This is a genomic window from Variovorax boronicumulans, assembly GCF_029892485.1.
Classification (GTDB): domain Bacteria; phylum Pseudomonadota; class Gammaproteobacteria; order Burkholderiales; family Burkholderiaceae_C; genus Variovorax; species Variovorax boronicumulans_B.
In genome coordinates, this window is sequence record NZ_JARXVG010000005.1 from 453,824 (window position 1) to 473,816 (window position 19,993).

16 protein-coding genes are annotated in these 19,993 nt (G+C 67.6%); 6 read left to right on the plus strand and 10 right to left on the minus strand.

What is annotated here, in order from left to right:
- Positions 1-2: 2 nt before the first annotated feature.
- The 3 genes from M2282_RS15015 to M2282_RS15025 all read left to right on the plus strand — a co-directional run bounded on the left by M2282_RS15015 (position 3) and on the right by M2282_RS15025 (position 3,281).
- The gene (locus tag M2282_RS15015) at positions 3-1,718 is read left to right on the plus strand and encodes a putative 2-aminoethylphosphonate ABC transporter permease subunit (protein WP_280809571.1); all 1,716 of its coding nucleotides are present in this window, start codon (positions 3-5) and stop codon (positions 1,716-1,718) included.
- A 66-nt stretch (positions 1,719-1,784) separates the two neighbouring features.
- A complete protein-coding gene (locus tag M2282_RS15020; RefSeq protein WP_280809572.1) occupies positions 1,785-1,919 on the plus strand; it encodes a hypothetical protein in 135 nt (44 codons plus the stop codon).
- A 93-nt stretch (positions 1,920-2,012) separates the two neighbouring features.
- Positions 2,013-3,281: an MFS transporter gene (locus tag M2282_RS15025; protein WP_280809573.1), complete on the plus strand. Its 1,269-nt coding sequence runs from the start codon at positions 2,013-2,015 to the stop codon at positions 3,279-3,281.
- Here M2282_RS15025 and M2282_RS15030 read toward each other — a convergent pair.
- Positions 3,229-4,659 (minus strand): PLP-dependent aminotransferase family protein, encoded by a 1,431-nt coding sequence (locus M2282_RS15030; RefSeq protein WP_280809574.1) that lies wholly within the window; start codon positions 4,657-4,659, stop codon positions 3,229-3,231. The genes M2282_RS15025 and M2282_RS15030 overlap by 53 nt on opposite strands.
- Before the next feature lie 80 nt (positions 4,660-4,739).
- On the opposite strand from M2282_RS15030, the gene M2282_RS15035 reads away from it, so the two are divergent.
- Genes M2282_RS15035 through M2282_RS15045 form a run of 3 tightly spaced genes read left to right on the plus strand, consistent with a single transcriptional unit; the run spans position 4,740 to position 6,923 of the window.
- On the plus strand, positions 4,740-4,928 hold the full coding sequence (locus M2282_RS15035; RefSeq protein WP_280809575.1) for a DUF2970 domain-containing protein: 189 nt from the start codon (positions 4,740-4,742) through the stop codon (positions 4,926-4,928).
- Positions 4,925-5,632 carry a c-type cytochrome gene (locus tag M2282_RS15040; RefSeq protein ID WP_280809576.1) on the plus strand — a complete coding sequence of 236 codons (708 nt, stop codon included), beginning with the start codon at positions 4,925-4,927 and terminating at the stop codon, positions 5,630-5,632. Before M2282_RS15035 ends, M2282_RS15040 begins: the two co-directional genes overlap by 4 nt.
- Positions 5,633-5,639: 7 nt before the next feature.
- Positions 5,640-6,923, plus strand: coding sequence for a c-type cytochrome (locus M2282_RS15045; protein ID WP_280809577.1), 1,284 nt, complete (start codon positions 5,640-5,642; stop codon positions 6,921-6,923).
- 6 nt (positions 6,924-6,929) lie between these two features.
- Here the strand turns inward: M2282_RS15045 and M2282_RS15050 are convergent, their stop codons facing one another.
- From M2282_RS15050 to M2282_RS15090, 9 genes are all read right to left on the minus strand, one after another.
- Positions 6,930-8,939, minus strand: a complete 2,010-nt coding sequence (locus tag M2282_RS15050; RefSeq protein ID WP_280809578.1) for a lipoxygenase family protein — start codon at positions 8,937-8,939, stop codon at positions 6,930-6,932.
- Between the two features lie 156 nt (positions 8,940-9,095).
- On the minus strand, positions 9,096-10,490 hold the full coding sequence (locus tag M2282_RS15055) for an 8-oxoguanine deaminase (protein WP_280809579.1): 1,395 nt from the start codon (positions 10,488-10,490) through the stop codon (positions 9,096-9,098).
- Between the two features lie 22 nt (positions 10,491-10,512).
- Entirely contained in the window at positions 10,513-12,774 is a 2,262-nt protein-coding gene (locus M2282_RS15060) for a phosphocholine-specific phospholipase C (protein WP_280809580.1), read from the minus strand.
- Positions 12,775-12,806: 32 nt separating this feature from the next.
- Positions 12,807-12,989: a hypothetical protein gene (locus M2282_RS15065; RefSeq protein ID WP_280809581.1), complete on the minus strand. Its 183-nt coding sequence runs from the start codon at positions 12,987-12,989 to the stop codon at positions 12,807-12,809.
- A gap of 449 nt (positions 12,990-13,438) precedes the next feature.
- Positions 13,439-15,685, minus strand: a complete 2,247-nt coding sequence (locus M2282_RS15070) for a phosphocholine-specific phospholipase C (protein ID WP_280809582.1) — start codon at positions 15,683-15,685, stop codon at positions 13,439-13,441.
- A gap of 22 nt (positions 15,686-15,707) precedes the next feature.
- Positions 15,708-17,966, minus strand: coding sequence for a phosphocholine-specific phospholipase C (locus M2282_RS15075; RefSeq protein WP_280809583.1), 2,259 nt, complete (start codon positions 17,964-17,966; stop codon positions 15,708-15,710).
- A 17-nt stretch (positions 17,967-17,983) separates the two neighbouring features.
- Entirely contained in the window at positions 17,984-18,187 is a 204-nt protein-coding gene (locus M2282_RS15080) for a hypothetical protein (protein WP_280809584.1), read from the minus strand.
- Between the two features lie 304 nt (positions 18,188-18,491).
- The gene (locus M2282_RS15085) at positions 18,492-19,391 is read right to left on the minus strand and encodes a 5'-nucleotidase (protein WP_280809585.1); all 900 of its coding nucleotides are present in this window, start codon (positions 19,389-19,391) and stop codon (positions 18,492-18,494) included.
- A gap of 20 nt (positions 19,392-19,411) precedes the next feature.
- Positions 19,412-19,990, minus strand: a complete 579-nt coding sequence (locus tag M2282_RS15090) for a hypothetical protein (RefSeq protein WP_280809586.1) — start codon at positions 19,988-19,990, stop codon at positions 19,412-19,414.
- Positions 19,991-19,993: the final 3 nt, after the last annotated feature.

Below are 19,993 nucleotides of genomic sequence, written 5' to 3' on the forward strand. Positions count from 1 at the left end.
GCATGAGCAGTTTTCCCGGCGCCATCGCCGCAATGCCGGTGGCGATGCCGCGCAGCAGCGCGTTCGACCGCGAGCGCTGGCTCACCGGCGCGGCCGTTGCCCTGGTCGTTCTGCTGCTGGTCGTGATCGTCGCGCTGCCCGTGGGCGCGCTGGTCGGCCAGAGCTTCTTCGATCGCGCGGGCGCTTTTGTCGGCCTCGCGAACTTCGCGCGCTACCTCGACAACCCGGCGCTCGTGCAGTCGGCGTTCAACAGCCTGTGGCTCGCCGCGATCAGCGCGGTGATCTGCACGGCCATCGCCTATGTATACGCCTATGCGCTCACGCTCTCGTGCATGCCGGCCAAGGGCGCGCTGCGTGCGGTGGCGCTCGTTCCGTTGCTCGCGCCTTCGCTGCTGCCGGCCATCAGCCTCGTCTACCTCTTCGGCAACCAGGGCCTCTTCAAAGGGTTGATGGGCGATGCCTCGATCTATGGGCCGCTGGGCATCGTGCTCGGCTCGGTGTTCTGGACGCTGCCGCATGCGCTCTTGATACTCACGACGGCCATGGCCACCTCCGACGGCCGCCTCTATGAAGCGGCAGAGACGCTGGGCGCCTCGCGCTGGCGCATCTTCCGTACCGTGACGCTGCCGTCTTCTCGCTACGGCCTCATCGTGGCCGCGATGGTGGTCTTCGTGCTGGTCATCACCGACTTCGGCGTGCCCAAGGTGGTCGGCGGCCAGACCGGCGTGCTCGCGACCGACATCTACAAGCAGGTGGTCGGCCAGCAGAACTTCCAGATGGGCGCGGTGGTCGGCCTCGTGCTGCTGATTCCGGCGGTGCTGTCCTTCCTGGTCGAGCGCTACGTTCGCAGCAAGCAGGCCGCGGCGCTCTCGGCGCGTGCCACGCCTTATCAACCGGAGCCCGTGAAGACGCGCGATCGCGCGCTGCTCGTGTTCTGCACGCTCACGGCCTCTGCCATCCTGGTCATGATCGGCATGGCGGTGTTCGCATCGCTCGCGACCTACTGGCCCTACAAGCTCACACCATCGCTGAAGAACTACGACTTCAGCAACATGGACGGCGGCGGATGGGGCAGCTACTTCAACTCGCTGCGCCTCGCGCTGTGCGCCGCGGTGGCGGGTGCGCTCGTCACTTTCGTCTCGGCTTACCTCGTGGAGAAGCCGCGCCACTTCGGCCTGCTGCGCGAGGTGCTCAACCTGCTCGCCAACCTGCCGCTCGCGGTGCCGGGTCTGGTGTTGGGCGTGGGCTATATCTTCTTCTTCATCTCGCCGTCGAATCCGTTGAACGGCCTGTACGGCGGCATGACGATCCTGGTCATCTGCACGGTGGCGCATTTCTTCTCGGTGGCGCATCTCACCTCGCTCACCGCGCTGCGCCAGCTCGACCGCGAGTACGAGCTGGTGTCCGAATCGATGGGCGTGCCGTTCTGGCACACGCTCTGGCGCGTGCACCTGCCGGTGGCGCTGCCGACCGTGCTCAACGTGGGCGGCTATTTCTTCGTCAACGCGATGACCACCGTCTCGGCCGTCGTGTTCCTCTATTCGCCGCAGACCACGCTGGCCGCGATCGCGGTGCTCAACATGGACGATGCCGGCGACGTGGCGCCTGCGGCCGCTATGGCTTCCTTGATCATGCTCACCGCAGCGATCGGGCGTGGCGTCTTCGCGCTGGCCGGGCACTGGGCGCTCAAACACACGCAGGCCTGGAGAAGCCGGTAGCCGACAGGTCCTTGTCGGCGCGGTGTCCGACTTGACGGGCAAGTCGGCAGGCATAGCATCTTCCGGATGAGAAGCACAGCACTTGCTCTTCTGTTCTGCATCGGCCTCATCGCGGCTGGTTGCGACGACAAGCCCAAGCCGGGTGGGCCGATGCCCAAGGCTTCGGCGAACGTCGTGCTGCCGGCCGTGTTCACAGGCTGATACGCGCTTCGCGCGCGAAGGCAGCCGCGTGCCGCCGGCCATTGCGCGCTCGCATCTTCGCGCCGAGGGGTATCCTCGCTGCGGAGAAAAACAATGACGACGACTTCAGAGACAACCGCCCACGCGGCGGATTCGCGCTACGCCATGCTGCGCCTGGCACTCACGCTCTTGATCATGACGGTCGGCAGCAGCGGCATGTACGTGGTCTCGGTGATGTTGCCCGCGGTGCAGGCCGAGTTCGGCATCGACCGTGCCGATGCCTCGCTGCCCTACACCTGGCTGATGCTCGGCTTCGGTTTCGGCGGCGTGCTCATGGGCAAGCTGGCCGACCGTTTCGGCGTGATGTGGCCGCTGCTGATGGGCTCGGTCTTCCTCGCCGCGGGCTACATCGCCACGGGGCTCTCGGGCGGCATCGTCTCGTTCACCATCGCACAGGCCCTGCTGGTCGGCCTGCTCGGCAGCTCAGCCGCCTTTGCGCCATTGGTTGCCGACACCTCGCTCTGGTTCGTCAAGCGGCGCGGCATCGCGGTGGCGGTGTGCGCGAGCGGCAACTATGTCGCCGGCGCCATCTGGCCGCCCATCGCGCAGCACTTCATCGAGACGGTCGGCTGGCGCCAGACCTACATCGGCATGGGCATCTTCTGCGGCGTCGCGATGGCACTGCTCGCGCTCTTCTTCCGCGCGCGGCCACCGGCAGTGGCTGCCGCGCCGGTCGGCAACGCATCGAGTACCTTGCCGCAGCGCGACATGACTCGGCCCTTCGGCCTCGGCATGGGCACAGCCCAAGCCCTGTTGTGCGTCGCTGCCGTGGCTTGCTGCGTGGCGATGGCGATGCCGCAGGTGCACATCGTGGCCTATTGCGGCGACCTCGGCTACGGACCCACGCAGGGCGCGATGATGCTGTCGCTGATGCTGGGCTTCGGCGTGGTGAGCCGGCTGGTGTCGGGCGCCATCTGCGACCGCATCGGTGGCCTGCGCACGCTGCTGCTGGGCGGGGTGCTGCAGTGCATCGCGCTGCTCCTGTTCCTGCCGTTCGACGGGCTGGTGTCGCTCTATGTGATCTCGGCGCTGTTCGGCCTTTTCCAGGGTGGCCTTGTGCCGGCCTACGCGATCATCGTGCGCGAGCACTTTCCGCCGAAGGAAGCCGGCGCGCGCGTGGGCACGGTGCTGATGTTCTCGCTGTTCGGCATGGCGCTGGGCGGATGGATGTCGGGCAAGGTTTTCGACCTGACCGGCAGCTACCACGCGGCTTTCATCAACGGCATCGGCTGGAATCTGCTGAACCTCGCCATCGCGTCGTTCCTGCTGTTCAGGCTGTACCGCCTGCGGCTTCGGACACCAGGCGGCCCAGTGTCCGCATAGCCTTCTCGCTCTGGGCATTCCACGCGTGGCCGTAGTTCAGCCGCAGGCAATGCGTGAAGGCGCGCGTCGCTGAAAAGATCGGCCCCGGCGCAACGCTGATGCCGAGCGCCAGCGCCTGGCGATGGATGTCGAGCGCGTCCACCTGCGCCGGCAGTTCGACCCACAGGAAGTAGCCGCCCAGGGGTCGCGTGGCGCGCGTGCCCTCGGGAAAGTAATGCCCCACCGCCTGCGCGAAGGTCGCCTGCTGCATCGCGAGCGTCTGGCGCAGCTTGCGCAGGTGCTTGTCGAGGCCGCCTTTCTCCAGGTACGTCGCCAGCGCCAGCTGCGCGGGCACCGAGGTGCTGAGCGTGGTCGTGAGCTTCTGTCGCGCCACCTTGCGCGCGAAGCGCCCGGCCGAAGTCCAGCCGATGCGATAGCCCGGCGCGAGGCACTTCGAGAAGGAGGAACAGTGCAGCACCAGCCCCTGCGTATCGAAGGCCTTGGCCGGAGCGGGCTTGCGGTCGCCGAAGTAGAGCTCGGCGTACACGTCGTCCTCGATCAGCGGCAGTTCGTGGCGCGCGAGCAGTGCGACCAGTGCCTTCTTCTTCGCATCGGGCATCAGGCTGCCGAGCGGGTTCTGGAAGGTCGTCATGAGCCAGCAGGCCTTGGGCTTGTGCGCCGCGATGGCCGCCTCCAGCGCGCCCAGGTCGATGCCTTCGCCCGGATGCGTCGGCACCTCGATGGCCTGCAGCCCCATGCGCTCCAGCGCCTGCAGTGCCGCGTAGAAGGTGGGCGACTCGACGATCACCGCATCGCCCGGCCGCGTGACCGCCGCCAGGCACAGGTTGAGCGCCTCGAGCGCGCCGTTGGTGATGACGATCTCTTCGGCCGGCACCTGCATGCCATCGGCCAGATACCGCAGCGCGATCTGCCGCCGCAGCGCCGCGCTGCCGGGCGTGAGGTCGTCCACCGTGCTCCATGGGTCCAGCGACTTGGCGCTCGCGGCCATGAACTGGCCGAGCCGCGCCAGCGGAAACAGCAGCGGGCTCGGAAACGCCGAGCCGAAGGGCACGACCTTGCGCGACATGCTGGCTTCGAGGATGTCGAACACCCGGTCGCTCACGTCGAGCGACATCGGTCCGTCGGCGGGGCGCGAGGTGAGGGTGGATTCGGGCGGCGCATCGCGCAGGCCGCCGCCGGTGACGTAGTAGCCCGAGCGGTCGCGCGCCCGTACGAGGCCGCGCGCTTCCAGCAGGTAGTACGCCTGGAACACCGTCGATGCGCTCACGCCGCGGCTCTGGCCCGTGTGGCGCACCGAAGGCAAGCGGTCGCCGGTCTTCAGGGTGCCGTTGCGGATCGAGGCCTCGATGTCGGCAGCGAGAGCTTCATAGCGTTTCATGGCGCGGACTTTATCTGCACCGGTGAATCGGGCCAGATCTGCATCTGTTTTTTCGAAGCCGTTTGGGGCACAGTCGGTGCATGTCCACTCTCATGCGCGCGGTGCGCGCCGTTCTCTGGAGCTTCATCGGGCTGGGCGGGCGCCGCGCCGACGCCGACGAGCGGACCGCACAGGTCGGCATCCTGCCGCTGATCGGCGTCGCGCTGTTCGTGGTGTTGTTGCTGGTCGCGGGCCTGATCACATTGGCGCGCTTCGTGGCGGGCACATGACGGCCGCTCTCCGCTCCTTCGCGCTCGCGCTGCTGTTCCTCATGCAAGGCGTGGCGAGTGCCGCGCCACCGGCCACCGTGCCCGACACCATCGAGCAGCGCGTGGCAGCGTGCATCGCCTGCCACGGCCGCGAAGGCGCGACCACCAACGCGGGCTTCTTCCCGCGGCTGGCAGGCAAGCCCGCGGGTTATCTCTTCAACCAGCTCGTGAGCTTTCGCGACGGCCGCCGCTTCAACGCCGACATGGCGTACATGGTGCAGCACCTCTCGGACGCGTATCTCCGCGAAATGGCCGAGTACTTCGCGGGGCTCGACCTGCCTTACCCGCCGATCTCCCCCAACAGCGACGCCACGCCCGAGCAACTGCAGCGCGGCCGCAAGCTCGCGCTCGAAGGCGATGCGGCACGCGGCATCCCGGCCTGCGTGCAATGCCACGGCGCGGCGCTCACCGGCGTGCAGCCGGCCATCCCGGGGCTGCTCGGGCTGCCGCGGCTCTATGTGTCTTCGCAGTTGGGCGCGTGGCTCACGAGCGAGCGGCATGCGATGGCACCGGACTGCATGGCCGAAGTCGGCCGCCACATGACCACGGCCGACATCAACGCCGTTGCGAGCTGGCTGGCGGTGCAGCCGATGCCGGCGAATACCAAACCCGCGGCTTCGTTGCCCGCACCCTTGCCCGTCGCCTGCGGCGGCATGCCGAAGTGAGCCGCCGATGAAACTGCGACACCTCGGCTGGACCCTCCTGACTCTCATCGTGCTGGCGGCCGTGTGCGTCGGCGTGCTCGTGGCGATGAACCTGCGCGGCGAAGACCCGCTGCCCGAACAAGCGCAAGCCTTCGACGCCACGCCCCAGCAGGTCGAGCGCGGCCGCTACCTCGCGCTGGCCGGCAACTGCGCGGGCTGCCACACCACACGCGGCGGCCAGCCCTACGCGGGCGGCCTGCCGATCGAGACACCCTTCGGCACCATCTATTCGAGCAACCTCACCTCCGACGCCAAGGCCGGTATCGGCGGCTGGAGCAGCGCGCATTTCTGGCGCGCGATGCACAACGGCCGCAGCAAGGACGGGCGCCTGCTCTACCCCGCGTTTCCGTACCCGAGCTTCACCAAGGTGACGCGCGAAGACTCGGACGCCATCTACGCGTACCTGCGCACGGTGGCGCCTGCGCCCGCGCCGAACCTCGCGCACCGGCTGCGCTTTCCCTACGACACGCAGGCCGCGCTGGCGGTATGGCGCGCGCTCTCGTTCAAGCCCGAGCCCTTCGTCGCCAACGCGGGCAAGCCGGCTGAATGGAACCGCGGCGCGTACCTCGTCGATGGCCTCGGCCATTGCATCGCGTGCCACGGCGCGCGCAATTCGCTGGGCGCGACCGAGACCAGGCTCGGCCTCTCGGGCGGGCTCATCGCGGTGGAGAACTGGTATGCGCCGTCGCTCACCGACAGGCATCAGGCCGGCGTGGCCGGGTGGCCCACGGCCGATGTGGTGGCGCTGCTCAAGACCGGTACCGCGCCGGGCGGTTCGGTGATGGGGCCGATGGCCGACGTGGTGTTCCGCAGCACGCAGCACCTGAGCGAGGCGGACCTGACGGCGATGGCTGGCTACCTGAAGGATCTGCCCGAGGTTCCCAAGTCCGACGAGCCCGCACGCTCGCCAACGCCCATCCGCCGCGACGCCGGCACGATGGCGCGCGGCGGCAAGATCTACGACCAGCGCTGCGCCTACTGCCACGGCGACCAGGGCCAGGGCGCGACCGGCGCCTATCCGCCGCTCGCAGGCAACCGCGCGGTGAACATGTCGCCGCCGACGAACCTCATCCAGGTGGTGTCGCATGGCGGCTTCCTGCCATCGACGGCGGGCAATCCGCGCCCCTACGGCATGCCGCCGTTCGGGCAGGTGCTCGATGCCGCGGAAGTGGCGGCCGTGCTCACCTACATCCGCGGCTCGTGGGGCAACGACAGCGCGCCCGTCACACAGATGGACACCATGCGGCGCTGAACGCCGTCAGATGTTCGTGCTCGAGGGAATGCGACTCGGCAGCAGGTGCTCGTAAGGCCGCGTGCGCGTGGTGTTGCGCTGGCGGATCGTGTTCTCGATGCCCGCGAGCGCCGTGCGAAAACGCTCCAGCGGCCCGCCCGGCCCCGCGACGGCAGGGTCGAGCAGCACCGGCAGGTGCGGAAAAGTGTTGTCCTTGTATTCGCCGAGCGGCCGGTAATACACGCCCCCGAGGATGTGGAACAGCAGGATCTGCTCCTGCGCCGCGAGCCGCGACGGCAGCATCTGCGACCAGCTCGCCTCGTTCTGCCCCGCGCTCGTCGTGGGCGCCGGCGTGCCGCCCGAACCCGCGCTGAAGGGCGCATAGGTCATCACCGAATACTGCGGGAAGTTCACTGCCGCATGCTGCGCGCTGGCGTTGAAGATGATCGCGGTGAGTACGTCGACCAACTGCGCGCGCGTGGCGATCGCGCGGAAGCCCTTCACCTTGCCGGTCGTCGCCAGTTCGGTGGCCCAGGCCGCGAGCTCATAGTCGCCGGTCACGTCGCTGTCGCTCGGGTAGTAGACGGCCACGTAGTCGGCCACCCACTGCGCGATGGCATTCCACACCAGCAGCGCGTCGTCGCGGTAGGGGTAGTCGGGCAGGGCCGTCGTGTCGTCCACGCCGCGCGTGCGCAGGTCGTTCGGCAGCATCATGCGATCGTAAAAATCGTAGGCCAGCCGGTCGCGGCCGCATTCGTGCTGCAGCGTCTCGATGGGCGCGGCAAGGATCACGTCGCCCGTGGTCAGCGGCGCCATGATGATCAGCGTCGCGAACTCGTTGATGAACATCGCGCCTTCGAGGTGCGGCGAGAGCAGGCGGCTGAGCGGATGCGCGGTCGCGAACTGGCGCTGCGTGGCCATCGCGAAGGCCTCGGACATCAGGTGCGTGCGGCCGAGGTGCACGAACATCTCGTGGTAGTTGAAGTCGGCCACCTGCACCGCGGTCTTGGCCGACTGCCAGGTCCAGTAGGCCTCGGCACTGGTGGTGTCGTCGGCGCGCAGGAAGATCGGGTTCTGCAGCGGGTCCTGCCCGCACTGGATGGCGACCGGCACGAGCGAGCGGCCGTTCTTCGGGCGTGCGAAGAGGGCGATCGGCGCGTAGACGTAGCCCGTCCCCGTGAGCGGTTTCACGACGGGCCCGATCGGCGCCATGTCGCCGAGGCCTTCGTAATCGAGCAGGTAGAGCCGGCCCGCAGCGGCCGCATCGGCGAGGCTGTCGTTGGTGCCCATAACCTGCTGGTACTGCGCGTTGCCCAATGAGAACTTGGTCGGCAGCGACGTGGCCCGCTGCAGCAGCATCGGGTTCGGCCCCGCAACGCGCATGGCTGCGAACAGGTCGTTGTCGTGCAGGATCTGCGAGATCGACGGCTTCTCGATGGTGACGAACAGCGCGTCGTACTGCGCGAGCGTCTTGGGACCGTTCAGCGCGCCCAGCGGTCCTTGCGAGAGCAGGTCGTGGTGAATCTGCTTGAGCTGCGTGCCCACATCGCCCACGCTGCTCGTGAGCGTGCCCAGCAGCGCCAGCACTGCCGCCGGCAGGGTGAGAAGGCCCGCATTCTGCGCGGCCAGCTGGTCGAACGTGGCCTGCAGCCCAGCGATGCGGGTGCGCAGGTTGTCGAGCGACTGCAGGCTGCCCGAGGCGAGCGCGCTGGTGGCGAACGAGGCCGCGAAATTGGTCACCGCCTCGACCGCCTTCGACACCGTCTTCAGCTGATGCTCCACGGCCGGCAGCTCGCCCACCGGCACCACCGCGCCCATCGGCACGCCCGCGAGGTTGATGTGCGATTCGGTCCAGAGGTAGGTGGCCTGCCGGCCGACCAGTTCGAGCCGCCGCAGCGTGGCACTGATCGGATCGATCTTCTGCGGCAGCGTGGGCTTGAGTACCGGCAGCGCGGCCGATGCGGTGGACGGCTTGCCGGCCAGCAGGCCCAGACCGCCCGCCGAGGCGGACCACTTGAGGATGTCTCTGCGCTTCATCGGGGAAGGCCCTGTTGTTATGAATCTCGGGAGGCCGTGGGGGAATGGCCTTCTAAATCGAACGCCCGTTCTATTTAGTGGGCGGATTCTGCGGAGCGGCCCGAGGCTTGGCAATCAGGGTTCACGCGTAATTCAAAAGTACGCATTCGACGTGCGTCACAGGGCCGTATGCGGGTGGCGGGCGCTCTCGTACAGCGTTCGCGCCAGCGCCCGGTGCCTCGCCAGCAAGGGTGGCAATTCCAGCGCTGCAAAGCGCCCATCGCGAATGCGAACCTCGCCATTGATCACGCTCAGCGAAGCCGCTCCCGGCGTGCAGAACACCAGCGCCGCCACCGGGTCGTGCCACGCGCCCGCATGCGCCACGCCGCGCATGTCGAAGGCCACGATGTCCGCCGACATGCCCGGCGCCAGCGCGCCGATGTCGTCGCGCCCCAGTACACGTGCGCCGCCGAGCGTCGCGATCTCCAGCGCCTCGCGCGCCGTCATCGCCGCGGGGCCGTAGCCCACGCGCTGCAGCAGCATGGCCTGCCGTGCTTCGCCGAGCATGTGCGCGCCGTCGTTCGACGCGCTGCCATCCACGCCCAGGCCCACCGGCACACCCGCGCGCCGCATCGCGCCGATGGGCGCGATGCCCGAGGCGAGCCGCATGTTCGAGCAGGGGCAATGCGCCACGCCCGTGCCGGTGCGGCCGAAGAGCGCGATGCCGGCTTCGTCGAGCTTCACGCAGTGCGCGTGCCACACGTCGCGGCCCACCCAGCCCAGGTCTTCGGCGTACTCGGCCGGCGTCATGCCGAACTTCTCGCGCGAATAGGCGACGTCGTTGTCGTTCTCGGCCAGATGCGTGTGCAGCGACACGCCGTGTTCGCGCGCGAGTTCGGCCGACAGCCGCATCAGGTCGCGCGAGACCGAGAACGGCGAGCAGGGCGCCAGCACGATGCGGCGCATCGAATGGCGCGAAGGGTCGTGCCAGCGGTCGATCAGGCGCTCGCTGTCGCGCAGGATGGCTTCTTCGGTTTCCACCACCTCGTCGGGCGGCAGGCCGCCGGCGCTGCGGCCCACGCTCATGCTCCCGCGCGCGGCATGGAAGCGCATGCCCATCGCGTCGGCTGCCTCGATCGAATCGTCGAGCTTCGAGCCGTTGGGGAACAGATAGAGATGGTCGCTGGTGGTGGTGCAGCCCGAGAGCATCAGCTCGGCCATCGCGGTCTGCGTCGAGACGCGGATCATCTCGGGCGTGAGGCGCGCCCACAGCAGATAAAGATTCGTGAGCCAGCCGAAGAGCTCGGCGTCCTGCGCCTCGGGCACGGCGCGGGTGAGGCTCTGGTACATGTGGTGGTGCGTGTTGACCAGGCCCGGCACCACGACGTGGCCGTGCATGTCGATGGCTTCTGCCTGGCCGTTGCGCAGTGCATCGAGGCAGGCGGTGGGCAGTTCGGCGGTGGGGCCGGCCCAGGCTACAGCGGGTCCGTCGGTCACCACGGCGCCGTCGGCGATCTCGCGCCGGGCGGCGTCCATGGTGACGAGGATGTCGGCATGTCGGAGGATCAGCATGCCGGCATTTTGCGCGCGACTTTCAGAGCTCGGGCATGCCCATCGCGGGGTCGCTCACCGTGTGCTTGCCGGTCTCCACGCGGCCGGCGAAGCGACGGTAGTAGGCGGGATCGGTGTCGCATGTCACAGCGAAGTCGTACCACTGGCCGCTTGCCGCAAGCTCCCAGTGCTGGTCGGTCGTAGCGCCGCCGTTCACCGTCGCGGTCCACGGCCCGTCGTTACGGTAGGCCTTCGCGCGGATGGTGAACTTGCAGGCGGCCTCGCCGTCGTTGCGCATGCTCAGGTAGACGTTGCCATTGGCGACGTCGTAGCACACGCGCACTTCGGGCACCGCTGCATCGCCCGCGCGCACGGCGTTGAGGTTGCCCTTGAAGTGGCGATGAAAGCCGTTGGGCCCGAGCACCCACAGGTCGTACGCGCCGGCGTTGTCGGTCATCGCGGTCCAGCTGTCGTCCAGCGACTTGCCCGCTTCCACCATGTAGCGGCGCGGCAGGCGGTCGAGGTTGAGCTTGTCGTAGACGTGGAACACGACCGCGGCCTTGCCCGTGTTGGCGAACAGCAGCTGCACCGTGCCGCCGGCCGTGTCGACCTTGGCACTCGCATGCAGCTCGTAGGGCAGCGCGCGCGAAGGCCGCGTGCCCGTGGCCTGCACGGGCAGCTTGCCGTCGCCCGGCGGCGTGACCTGCGGCAGCGCGTCCTGCGCGGCGCGCAGCTGGTCGGCCTCGGCCTTGCTGCGGCGGCCCGCGAGCGTGGGCGGCGCTTCTTCATTCGGCGTGGCGAAATTGAAGGCGCTCGTGAGGTCGCCGTTCACCGCGCGGCGGAACGGGCTGATGTTGGTTTCCTTCACACCGAAGCGTGCTTCGAGAAAGCGCAGCACCGAGGTGTGGTCGAAGGTCTGCGAATTGACCCAGCCGCCGCGGCTCCACGGCGAGATCACGTACATCGGCACGCGCATGCCGGGCCCGTAGACATTCCCGTCGGGCGTGGGCTGGGCCGTGGGTATGCCCGCTGGCGCCGGATGGTTGAAGTACTCGTAGCTCAGGTCCGCGTCCGACATCGTGGTCTTGCCGGCGAAGGCCTTCGCGCCCGGGTCGGCCGATGGAATGGGCGAGGGCGCCGAGGCCGATGGCACGTGGTCGAAGTAGCCGTCGTTCTCGTCGAAATTGACGATGAGCACCGTCTTGCTCCACACCTCGGGCACCGCGGTGAGCGCGTCCAGCGCCTGCTGGATGTACCAGGCGCCCTGCACCGGGCTCGACGGGCCGGGGTGTTCGGAGTACACATCCGGCGGAATGATCCACGACACCTGCGGCAGTCGGCCGGCCTTCACGTCGGCGCGGAACGCATCGAAGATCGCGCCCGCATCGAAGGCGGCCTGGTCGGCCACCGGCAGCGTGTTGGCGGTGCCCTTGTAGAGCGGGTTGCCGGCGTCGTCGCCGGGTGCATAGGCCGGTGACGAGCCCTGCGCGCCGGAGGTGCTCACCGGTTTGCCCGAAGCCTCGTTCGCCTTGCGGTACGGCTTGAAGCCCAGCAGCGGATTGCAGCCGTAGTTGTTGGGAATGTTCTGGTAGACGATCCAGCTGACCTTGGCTTCCTGCAGGCGCTCTGCATAGGTCTTCCATTCGTAGCCTTCGGTCGACGGGCCGGTCGAGCTCCACGCGTTGACGTTGTTCACGTAGGCCACGTTGGCGCCGGTCGGCCCGTTGGTGCCCGTCCAGTGAAAGGAACGGTTGGCGTGCGTGCCGGTGTGCATCGCGCAGTGGTAGTCGTCGCAGATCGTGAAGGCATTGGCCAGCGCGAACTGGAACGGAAGCTCGGCCTCCGTCAGGTAGCCCATCGACTGCGTGTAGGGCGCGGTCTTGCTCACCTTCTTGAACCGCGGCCACTGATAGAGGCGACCGCCATCCCAGGCGTTGTGCGAGTCGACCCATGTGTGCGGCGTGCTGCTCACGCGCAGCGCGTTGCCCTTGGTCGCGTCGAGGTGGTAGGGCACCACCTGCTTGCCGGTGTCGTCAAGCTGCTGCCACACGGCCAGGCCGTTGGGCAGCGGGATGGTCATGCGGTCGCCGAAGCCGCGCACGCCTTTGAGCGTGCCGAAGTAGTGATCGAAAGAACGGTTCTCCTGCATCAAGATCACGACGTGCTCGACGTCCATGATCGTGCCGGTCTTGTTGTTGGCGGGAATGGCGAGCGCGCGGCGGATGCTGGGCGGGAAGGCCGAGAGCGCGAGTGCGGCAGCGCCGGTGGTGGCGGTGCCTGTGAGGAACTTGCGACGTGAGGTCATGGCTGTGTTGTTCTGATATTTGACAAGGACGTTCAGGGCGCGCAGCGCATCTCGGGTTTGACGCCAGTATCGGGCGGCGTGGTTGCGGGCGGCGTGCCGGCAGCGGGCAGGCCGCCGAAGAAGCCGCCTGCGTCGCTGCCGCCACCGCAGGCGGAGAGTGCGCAGGCCACGATCAATGCGGGTACCAGCCGCGCGGAACAGGAAAGAAGTCGCATCGGGGGAGATCCTCTTGAAGTGTGGGGCGGGGGCTCCAAGGACGTCGTGGAGGCCGCTGCGCTCGAGGCTAGAAAGTGCCTATGACATCGCCATGAACTTGAGGGGGCGAGGTGTAAGCGTGCGAAACGATCGGGGTTGTTCGCGATGCATTCGAGGGGCGCGTTGTGCTCTTTTTCAGGGCGGCACTCACGCCGACGGCGGGCCCTGTTTCGCGAATGTCCTCCGCCCTTCGGGCTCCCCCTTGATTTCGCGAAACAGGGCCCACCATCAGCGCGAGCGCTTCAGAGCGGTCGTGGATCGCGGATCACCAGCAGCGTGCCCCGGTGCGCAGGGCATCGGGTGCTCCCTGCAGCGAAATCAAGGAGGAGGGCGAAGCCCGGGGGACATTCGCGGAGGGGAGTACCCGGTGGCCTGTGCACACGCCCCGGGGCTGCCACCCTTCACATTTTCAGAGATCGGCCAAGCCCATCGCCGGATCACTCACCGTGTGCTTGCCGGTTTCCACGCGACCCGCGAAGCGGCGGTAGTAGCTGGCATCGGCATCGCAGGTCACCGCGAAGTCGTACCACTGGCCGCTTGCCGCAAGCTCCCAGTGCTGGTCGGTGGTGGCGCCGCCGTTGACCGTCGCGGTCCACGGGCCGTCGTCGCGGTAGGCCTTCGCACGCACGGTGAACTTGCAAGGGGCCTTGCCGTCGTTGCGCATGCTCACATAGACGTTGCCGTTCGCGATGTCGTAGCACACACGCACCTCGGGAACCGGCGCATCGCCCGAGCGCAGGCGATTGAGATCGCCCCTGAAGTGGCGGTGAAAGCCATTCGGACCGAGCACCCAGAGGTCGTAGAAACCGCTGTTGTCGGTCATCGCGGTCCATGCGTCGTCGAGCATCTTGCCGGGCTCCACCATGTAGCGGCGCGGCAGGCGGTCGAGGTTGAGCTTGTCGTAGACGTGGAACACGGCGGCCGCTTTGCCTGTGTTCGAGAACAGCAACTGAACCTTGCCGCCGATCGTGTCTGTCTTCGCGCTCACGTGCAGTTCGTAGGGCAGCGCACGCGAAGGCCGCGTGCCGGTCGCTTGACGAGGAAGCTGCGGATCGAGCGGCAGCGGCACCTGCGGCAGCGCCTGCTGGTCGTTGCGCAGCTTGTCGGCATCGGCCTTGGTCGTGCGGCCCGTGAGCGTGGGCAGCGCTTCGTTGTTGGGCGTGGCGAAGTTGAAGGCGCTGGTGAGGTCGCCGCACACCGCGCGCCGGAAAGGCGAGATGTTCGGCTCTTTCACGCCGAAGCGCGTTTCCAGAAAACGCAGCACCGAGGTGTGGTCGAAGGCCCGCGAACTGACCCAGCCGCCGCGGCTCCATGGCGAGATCACGTACAGCGGCACGCGCGGGCCCGGGCCGTAGACGCGGCCGTCGGGCTTGGGCTGCTTGCCGCTGCCGGCCGGTGCCGGGTGCGTGAAGTACTCGGCGCCCAGGTCCGAAACGGGCAGCGTGGTCTTGCCGGCATAGCTGCCATCGCCGTTGGGCGAAGGCGCCGAGGGCGAAGGCACGTGGTCGAAGTAGCCGTCGTTCTCGTCGAAGTTGATGAGCAGCACGGTCTTGCTCCATACCTCGGGCACGGCGGTGAGCGCGTCCAGCACTTCCTGCAGAAACCACGCGCCTTGCACGGGACTCGACGGCCCCGGATGCTCGCAGTAGATCGACGGCGCGTTCATCCACGAGACCTGCGGCAGCCTGCCTTCGCGGATGTCGCGCTTGAAGGCGTCCAGGTATTCCTCGGGGCGCGTGCCCGGCAGCGTGTTGGCCACGCCCTTGTAGAGCGGGTTCCTTGCGTTGTCGCTGGCCGCGTCGTAGGCGTGGTACGGCAATGCCTGGCCGGTGTCTGCATAGGGCTTGTTCGGCGCACCGCCGCTGGACACAGGGAAGCCCGAGGCGAGGTTGGCCTGGCGGAACTGCTGGAACGCGCCCAGCATGTTGTCGCCCCACTCGTCGGGCATGTTCTGGTAGCTGATCCACTTGACGCCCGCGTCCTCGAGGCGCTCGGCATACGTCTTCCACGTGTAGCCGGTGTTCGCCGATGCGGGCTTGCCTTCGATCCAGTCCCACTCGTTGGTGACGAACGCCACGTTCTGCGCGGTCGCGCCGTTGGTGCCGGTGAGGTGGAAGGAGCGGTTCGCGTCGGTGCCCGTGTGCATCCCGCAGTGGTACGCATCGCAGATCGTGAAGGCATTCGCCAGCGCGAACTGGAAGGGGATCTCGGCCTCCTTGTGGTAGCCCATCGCCTTGTTGGTCTTGTAGCGCGGCCATTGGTACATGCGGCCGTTGTCCCACGCGTTCTGGCTGTCGTTCCAGTCGTGGGGCGTGCCGCCGTCGCGCTGGGCATTGCCTTTGCGGCTGTCGAAGTGGTAGGGCAGGATCGGCTTGCCCGAGGCATCGCTCTGCTGCCACACGTTCAGCCCCTTGGGCAGCGGAATGGTGAAGCGGTCACCGAAGCCGCGCACGCCATTGAGCGTGCCGAAGTAGTGGTCGAACGAGCGGTTCTCCTGCATCAGGATCACGACGTGCTCGACGTCCATGATCGTGCCGGTCTTGTTGTTGGCCGGAATGGCCAGGGCACGTCGGATGCTCGGTGGAAAGGCCGACAGCGCGAGCGCGGCGGCACCGGTGGTGGCGGTGTCCGTGAGGAATTTGCGGCGTGAGTTCATGAGGCTGTGGTCGGTGCAGCACTCACAGATCGGCCAGGCCCATGGCGGGATCGCTCACCGTGTGCTTGCCGTTTTCCACGCGGCCCGCAAAGCGGCGGTAGTAGGCCGGGTCGGCATCGCAAGTGACCGCGAAGTCGTACCACTGGCCGCTGCTCGCCAGCACCCACAGCTGCTCGGCCTTGGCGCCGCCGGCGACGGTGGCACCCCAGGGGCCGTCGTTGCGATAGGCCTTGGCACGCACCGTGAACTTGGCGGGGTTCGTGCCGGCATTGAGCATCTCCAGATAGACGTTGCCGTTGGCAGTGTCGTAGCAGACGCGCACCTCGGGATTCGCGCCGCTCGTGCGCAGCGCGTTGAGGTCGCCCTTGAAGTAGCGGTGAAAGCCATTCGGCCCGAGCACCCAGAGGTCGTAGAAGCCGCTGTTGTCGGTCATCGGGCTCCAGGCGTCGTCCAGCGACTTGCCGGGTTCCACCATGTAGCGGCGCGGCAGGCGGTCGAGGTTGAGCTTGTCGTAGACGTGGAACACGGCCGCGCCCTTGCCGCTGTTCTTGAACAGCAGCTGGATCTTGCCGCTGACCGAATCGGCGCGCGCGCTCACATGCAGTTCATAGGGCAGCGCGCGCGAGGGGCGCGTGCCGGTGGCCTGGCGCGGCAGTTGTGGATCGAGCGGCAGCGGCACCTGTGCCAGCGCCTCCTGGTCGCTGCGCGTCTTGTCGGCGGCGGTGCGGGTCGTGCGGCCGGCGAGCGTGGGCAGCGTCTCGGTGTTGGGCGTGACGAAGTTGAAGGCGCTGGTGAGGTCGCCGCACACCGCACGCCGGAACGGCGAGATGTTCGGCTCCTTCACGCCGAAGCGCGCCTCGATGAAGCGGATGACCGAGGTGTGGTCGAAGGCCTGCGAGTTGACCCAGCCGCCGCGGCTCCACGGCGAGACGATGTACATCGGCACGCGCACGCCGGGGCCGTAGACACGGCCATCGGGCGTCGGCTGGCTGCTGGTGCCCGGTGGCTTCGGATGGTTGAAGCGCTCCACGGCGAGGTCGGCCTCGGGCAGCGTGGTCTTGCCGGCCATCGAACCGTCGGGGTTGATCGAGGGCGCCGCCGGCGAGGGGTAGTGGTCGAAGTAGCCGTCGTTCTCGTCGAAGTTGATGAGCAGCACGGTCTTGCTCCACACGTCGGGCACGGCGGTGAGCGCGTCCAGCGCTTCCTGGATGTACCAGCCGCCCTGCACAGGGCTGGACGGGCCGGGATGCTCGGAGTAGGTGGCCGGCGCGATGATCCACGACACCTGCGGCAGCTTGCCGTTCTTGATGTCCTGGCGGAACTGTTCGAGGAAACCGCCGTCGCCCATGGTGTTGGCGATGCCCTTGTAGAGCGGATTGCCCGCATCGTCGCTCGCGGGGTCGTACACCGGCGAGGCCGCATCGTTGCTCACCGGCTTGCCCGAAGCCTCGTTGGCCAGGCGGTATTGCTTGAAGCCCGCGAGCGGGTTGTCGCCGAAGTTCTCCGGCATGTTCTGGTAGACGATCCAGCTGACCTTGGCTTCCTGCAGGCGCTCTGGGTAGGTCTTCCATTCGTAGCCGGTGGCCGAGCTGTCGATGGAGTCCCACTCGTTGTTGACCGTGGCCACGCCGGCCACGCCGGCCACGCCGGCCACGCCGGCCACGCCGGCCACGCCGCTGCCCAGCTGGCCGCCGGGGCCGTTGGTGCCGGTCCAAAGGAACATGCGGTTCGAGTTGGTGCCCGTGTGCATGCTGCAGTGGTAGTCGTCGCACAGCGTGAACGCGTTGGCCAGCGCGAACTGGAAGGCGACCTCGGCTTCCTTGTAGTAGCCCATGGCCGCGTTGGTCTTGTAGCGCGGCCACTGGTAGGTGCGCCCACCGTCCCAGGCGTTCTGGCCGTCGCTCCAGGAGTGCGGCGTGCCGCTCACGCGCTGCGCGTTGCCTTTGCGGCTGTCCAGGTGGTAGGGCAGGATCGGCTTGCCGGTGGCATCGCTCTGCTGCCACACGTTCAGGCCCTTGGGCAGCGGAATGGTGAAGCGATCGCCGAAGCCGCGCACGCCCATCAGCGTGCCGAAGTAGTGGTCGAACGAGCGGTTCTCCTGCATCAGGATCACGATGTGCTCGACGTCCTGGATGGTGCCGGTCTTGTTGTTGGCCGGAATGGCGAGCGCGCGGCGAATGGCGGGCGGAAAGGCCGAGAGCGCGAGCGCGGCAGCGCCGGTGGTGGCGGTGCCCGTCAGAAATTTGCGGCGCGAGTTCGTGGGCTTGTCGTTCTGGTTCATGGCGTGAGCTTTCTCTTTCAGGGCGCGCAGCTCTTCACGGGGGCGACGCCGGTTTCGGGCGGGGGCGTTGTCGGCGGGGTGGTGGGCGGCGTGCCGGCGCCAGGCAGGCCGCCGAAGAAGCCGCCGCCATCGCTGCCGCCACCGCAGGCGGACAGGACGCATGCCACGACCAGCGTGGAAAGCAAGGGCGCGAGACGCGCGGCAAGAGATGGAATTCGCATGTTTGGGGTCGGGCGCATCGGAGTAAGCCGGGGCTGTGTGTCGGAGGGATGGACGCCGGTGCGGCAAGAAAAAGTGCCACGAAGGCACTGCGCACCGAACAGACAGCGAGGCTAAGAAGCGCGCGTTACGCGGCAATGAATGCGCGATGACAGAGCGAAGTCGTGCGTGTGACGGCGCACGAATCCAACCTTAAAAAAAGCGGGAAACTCGTTCCAGGAATACCGCAGAACCGGCTTTGCGGGCCGTAGGTATTGCCCCTGCAAGGCGGGTGGCGAAGCGACCCGAAGTGCGCGAAAGCGGGGCTCAGCCCTCGTTGCTGATCCCGCTCGACACATGCCCCGCAGGCACATGCCGCGAAGCCGCATCGACATGACCTGTCTGGTCGTCGAAGAAGAAATCGGGCTCGAACTCACGCAGGAATTCGCCCTTGGGCAGGCCGCCGAGGAACATCGCTTCATCGACGCGGATGTTCCAGTTCATCAGCGTGCGGATCGCGCGCTCGTGCGCCGGTGCGCTGCGTGCGGTGACCAGCGCGGTGCGGATGCGCATCTGCGCATTGCCCGCCATCTGCAGGCGGTGCAGCGCCATCAGCAGCGGCTTGAACGGGCCCTCGGGCAGCGGCAGCTCGGCCTTGCTGAGCTCGTGCGCCTGGAAGGCATCGAGCCCTTCGGCCTGGAACACGCGCTCGGCCTCGTCGGAGAACAGCACCGCGTCGCCGTCGAAGGCAATGCGCACTTCGTTGGGCCAGGCATCGCTGGCCTTCACCGATTCGACCAGCACCCGCGCGGCCGGAAAGCCCGCGCCCAGCGCTTCGCGCACGTCCTGTGCATTGACAGAGAGGAACAGGTGCGCACGCAGCGGGCGCAGGTACCCGAAGGGTGGCCGGCCTTGCGTGAACACGCCGCGCTGCAGCTTGATGTCAGCCGCCGCGCTCGACTTGAAGATGCGCATGCCCGAGACCGGGTCGTTGCGCGAAAGGATCACCACCTCGACGCGCTGCACGCCGTCGTCGTTGAAGCGCAGCAACTTGCGGATCAGCGAGTACGCGATGCCCGGTGCGGCCGGCACGTCGAGCCGGTCGAGCTGCAGTTTCATGTAGCCCTCGTTGTCGCCGGCTTCGAAGATCCTGTTTTCTTCCTCGAGGTTGAAGAGGGCCCGCGAGGAGATCGCGACCACGAGTTTGTCTTCGAGAGTGACTGGCATGGTGGCGTGCGGGCGGAGGTTCAGGAGGCGTCGTTGGGCGAGTAGTAGAGCGTATCCGACCAGTAGCCCAGGCCCAACTCGCGCAAGGGCGCCTCGATGCTCTCCTGAGACGGCGTGAAGATGCGGTCCCAGAAGGTCTTTTTCTGCGGAGCCAGCCGGCTGATGGCGGCTTCGATCTCGGTGTCGATGTTCTGCACGTCGCGCAGCAAACTCACGGCCTGTTCGCCCAGCGGCTCGTCGCCCATGTCGAAAATCTCGGCGCACTCCAGCACGAAGTAGCCGTTGCGGTCGGCGTGGCTGTTCAGGAAGTCCAGTGCCTGGTCGCGCAGCGGCGCGACCGAAGGATGATCGATGCGGGACAGGAACTGGTGGAGCCGGTCGATGCCCGCGCCGGCGCGGCCCGCGAGTGCGGTGGGTTCGTCCAGGCTGGTCCAGATCGTCGAGCGGCACAGCTGCACGTCCGTGGACACCAGAAGCTGGTAGACCAGCGGGATGTTGTAGTTGCACTCCGAGAGGCCCTTGAGCTGTTTCGGATCGTTCCCTGCGGCGTTCGGCCCCGGAACGAAGGGGCTCGCGAACAGGTAGCTCCGATTGGCCATGGC

What these genes read in the sequence shown, in the direction of transcription:
- M2282_RS15055 (WP_280809579.1), bottom strand. Translation starts at nt 10,490, where the DNA reads ATGCTGATCCTCCGACATGCCGACATCCTCGTCACCATGGACGCCGCC.
- M2282_RS15045 (WP_280809577.1), top strand. Translation starts at nt 5,640, where the DNA reads ATGAAACTGCGACACCTCGGCTGGACCCTCCTGACTCTCATCGTGCTG.
- M2282_RS15040 (WP_280809576.1), top strand. Translation starts at nt 4,925, where the DNA reads ATGACGGCCGCTCTCCGCTCCTTCGCGCTCGCGCTGCTGTTCCTCATG.
- M2282_RS15075 (WP_280809583.1), bottom strand. Translation starts at nt 17,966, where the DNA reads ATGAACCAGAACGACAAGCCCACGAACTCGCGCCGCAAATTTCTGACG.
- M2282_RS15060 (WP_280809580.1), bottom strand. Translation starts at nt 12,774, where the DNA reads ATGACCTCACGTCGCAAGTTCCTCACAGGCACCGCCACCACCGGCGCT.
- M2282_RS15030 (WP_280809574.1), bottom strand. Translation starts at nt 4,659, where the DNA reads ATGAAACGCTATGAAGCTCTCGCTGCCGACATCGAGGCCTCGATCCGC.
- M2282_RS15070 (WP_280809582.1), bottom strand. Translation starts at nt 15,685, where the DNA reads ATGAACTCACGCCGCAAATTCCTCACGGACACCGCCACCACCGGTGCC.
- M2282_RS15020 (WP_280809572.1), top strand. Translation starts at nt 1,785, where the DNA reads ATGAGAAGCACAGCACTTGCTCTTCTGTTCTGCATCGGCCTCATCGCG.
- M2282_RS15015 (WP_280809571.1), top strand. Translation starts at nt 3, where the DNA reads ATGAGCAGTTTTCCCGGCGCCATCGCCGCAATGCCGGTGGCGATGCCG.
- M2282_RS15065 (WP_280809581.1), bottom strand. Translation starts at nt 12,989, where the DNA reads ATGCGACTTCTTTCCTGTTCCGCGCGGCTGGTACCCGCATTGATCGTG.
- M2282_RS15080 (WP_280809584.1), bottom strand. Translation starts at nt 18,187, where the DNA reads ATGCGAATTCCATCTCTTGCCGCGCGTCTCGCGCCCTTGCTTTCCACG.
- M2282_RS15090 (WP_280809586.1), bottom strand. Translation starts at nt 19,990, where the DNA reads ATGGCCAATCGGAGCTACCTGTTCGCGAGCCCCTTCGTTCCGGGGCCG.
- M2282_RS15035 (WP_280809575.1), top strand. Translation starts at nt 4,740, where the DNA reads ATGTCCACTCTCATGCGCGCGGTGCGCGCCGTTCTCTGGAGCTTCATC.
- M2282_RS15025 (WP_280809573.1), top strand. Translation starts at nt 2,013, where the DNA reads ATGACGACGACTTCAGAGACAACCGCCCACGCGGCGGATTCGCGCTAC.
- M2282_RS15050 (WP_280809578.1), bottom strand. Translation starts at nt 8,939, where the DNA reads ATGAAGCGCAGAGACATCCTCAAGTGGTCCGCCTCGGCGGGCGGTCTG.
- M2282_RS15085 (WP_280809585.1), bottom strand. Translation starts at nt 19,391, where the DNA reads ATGCCAGTCACTCTCGAAGACAAACTCGTGGTCGCGATCTCCTCGCGG.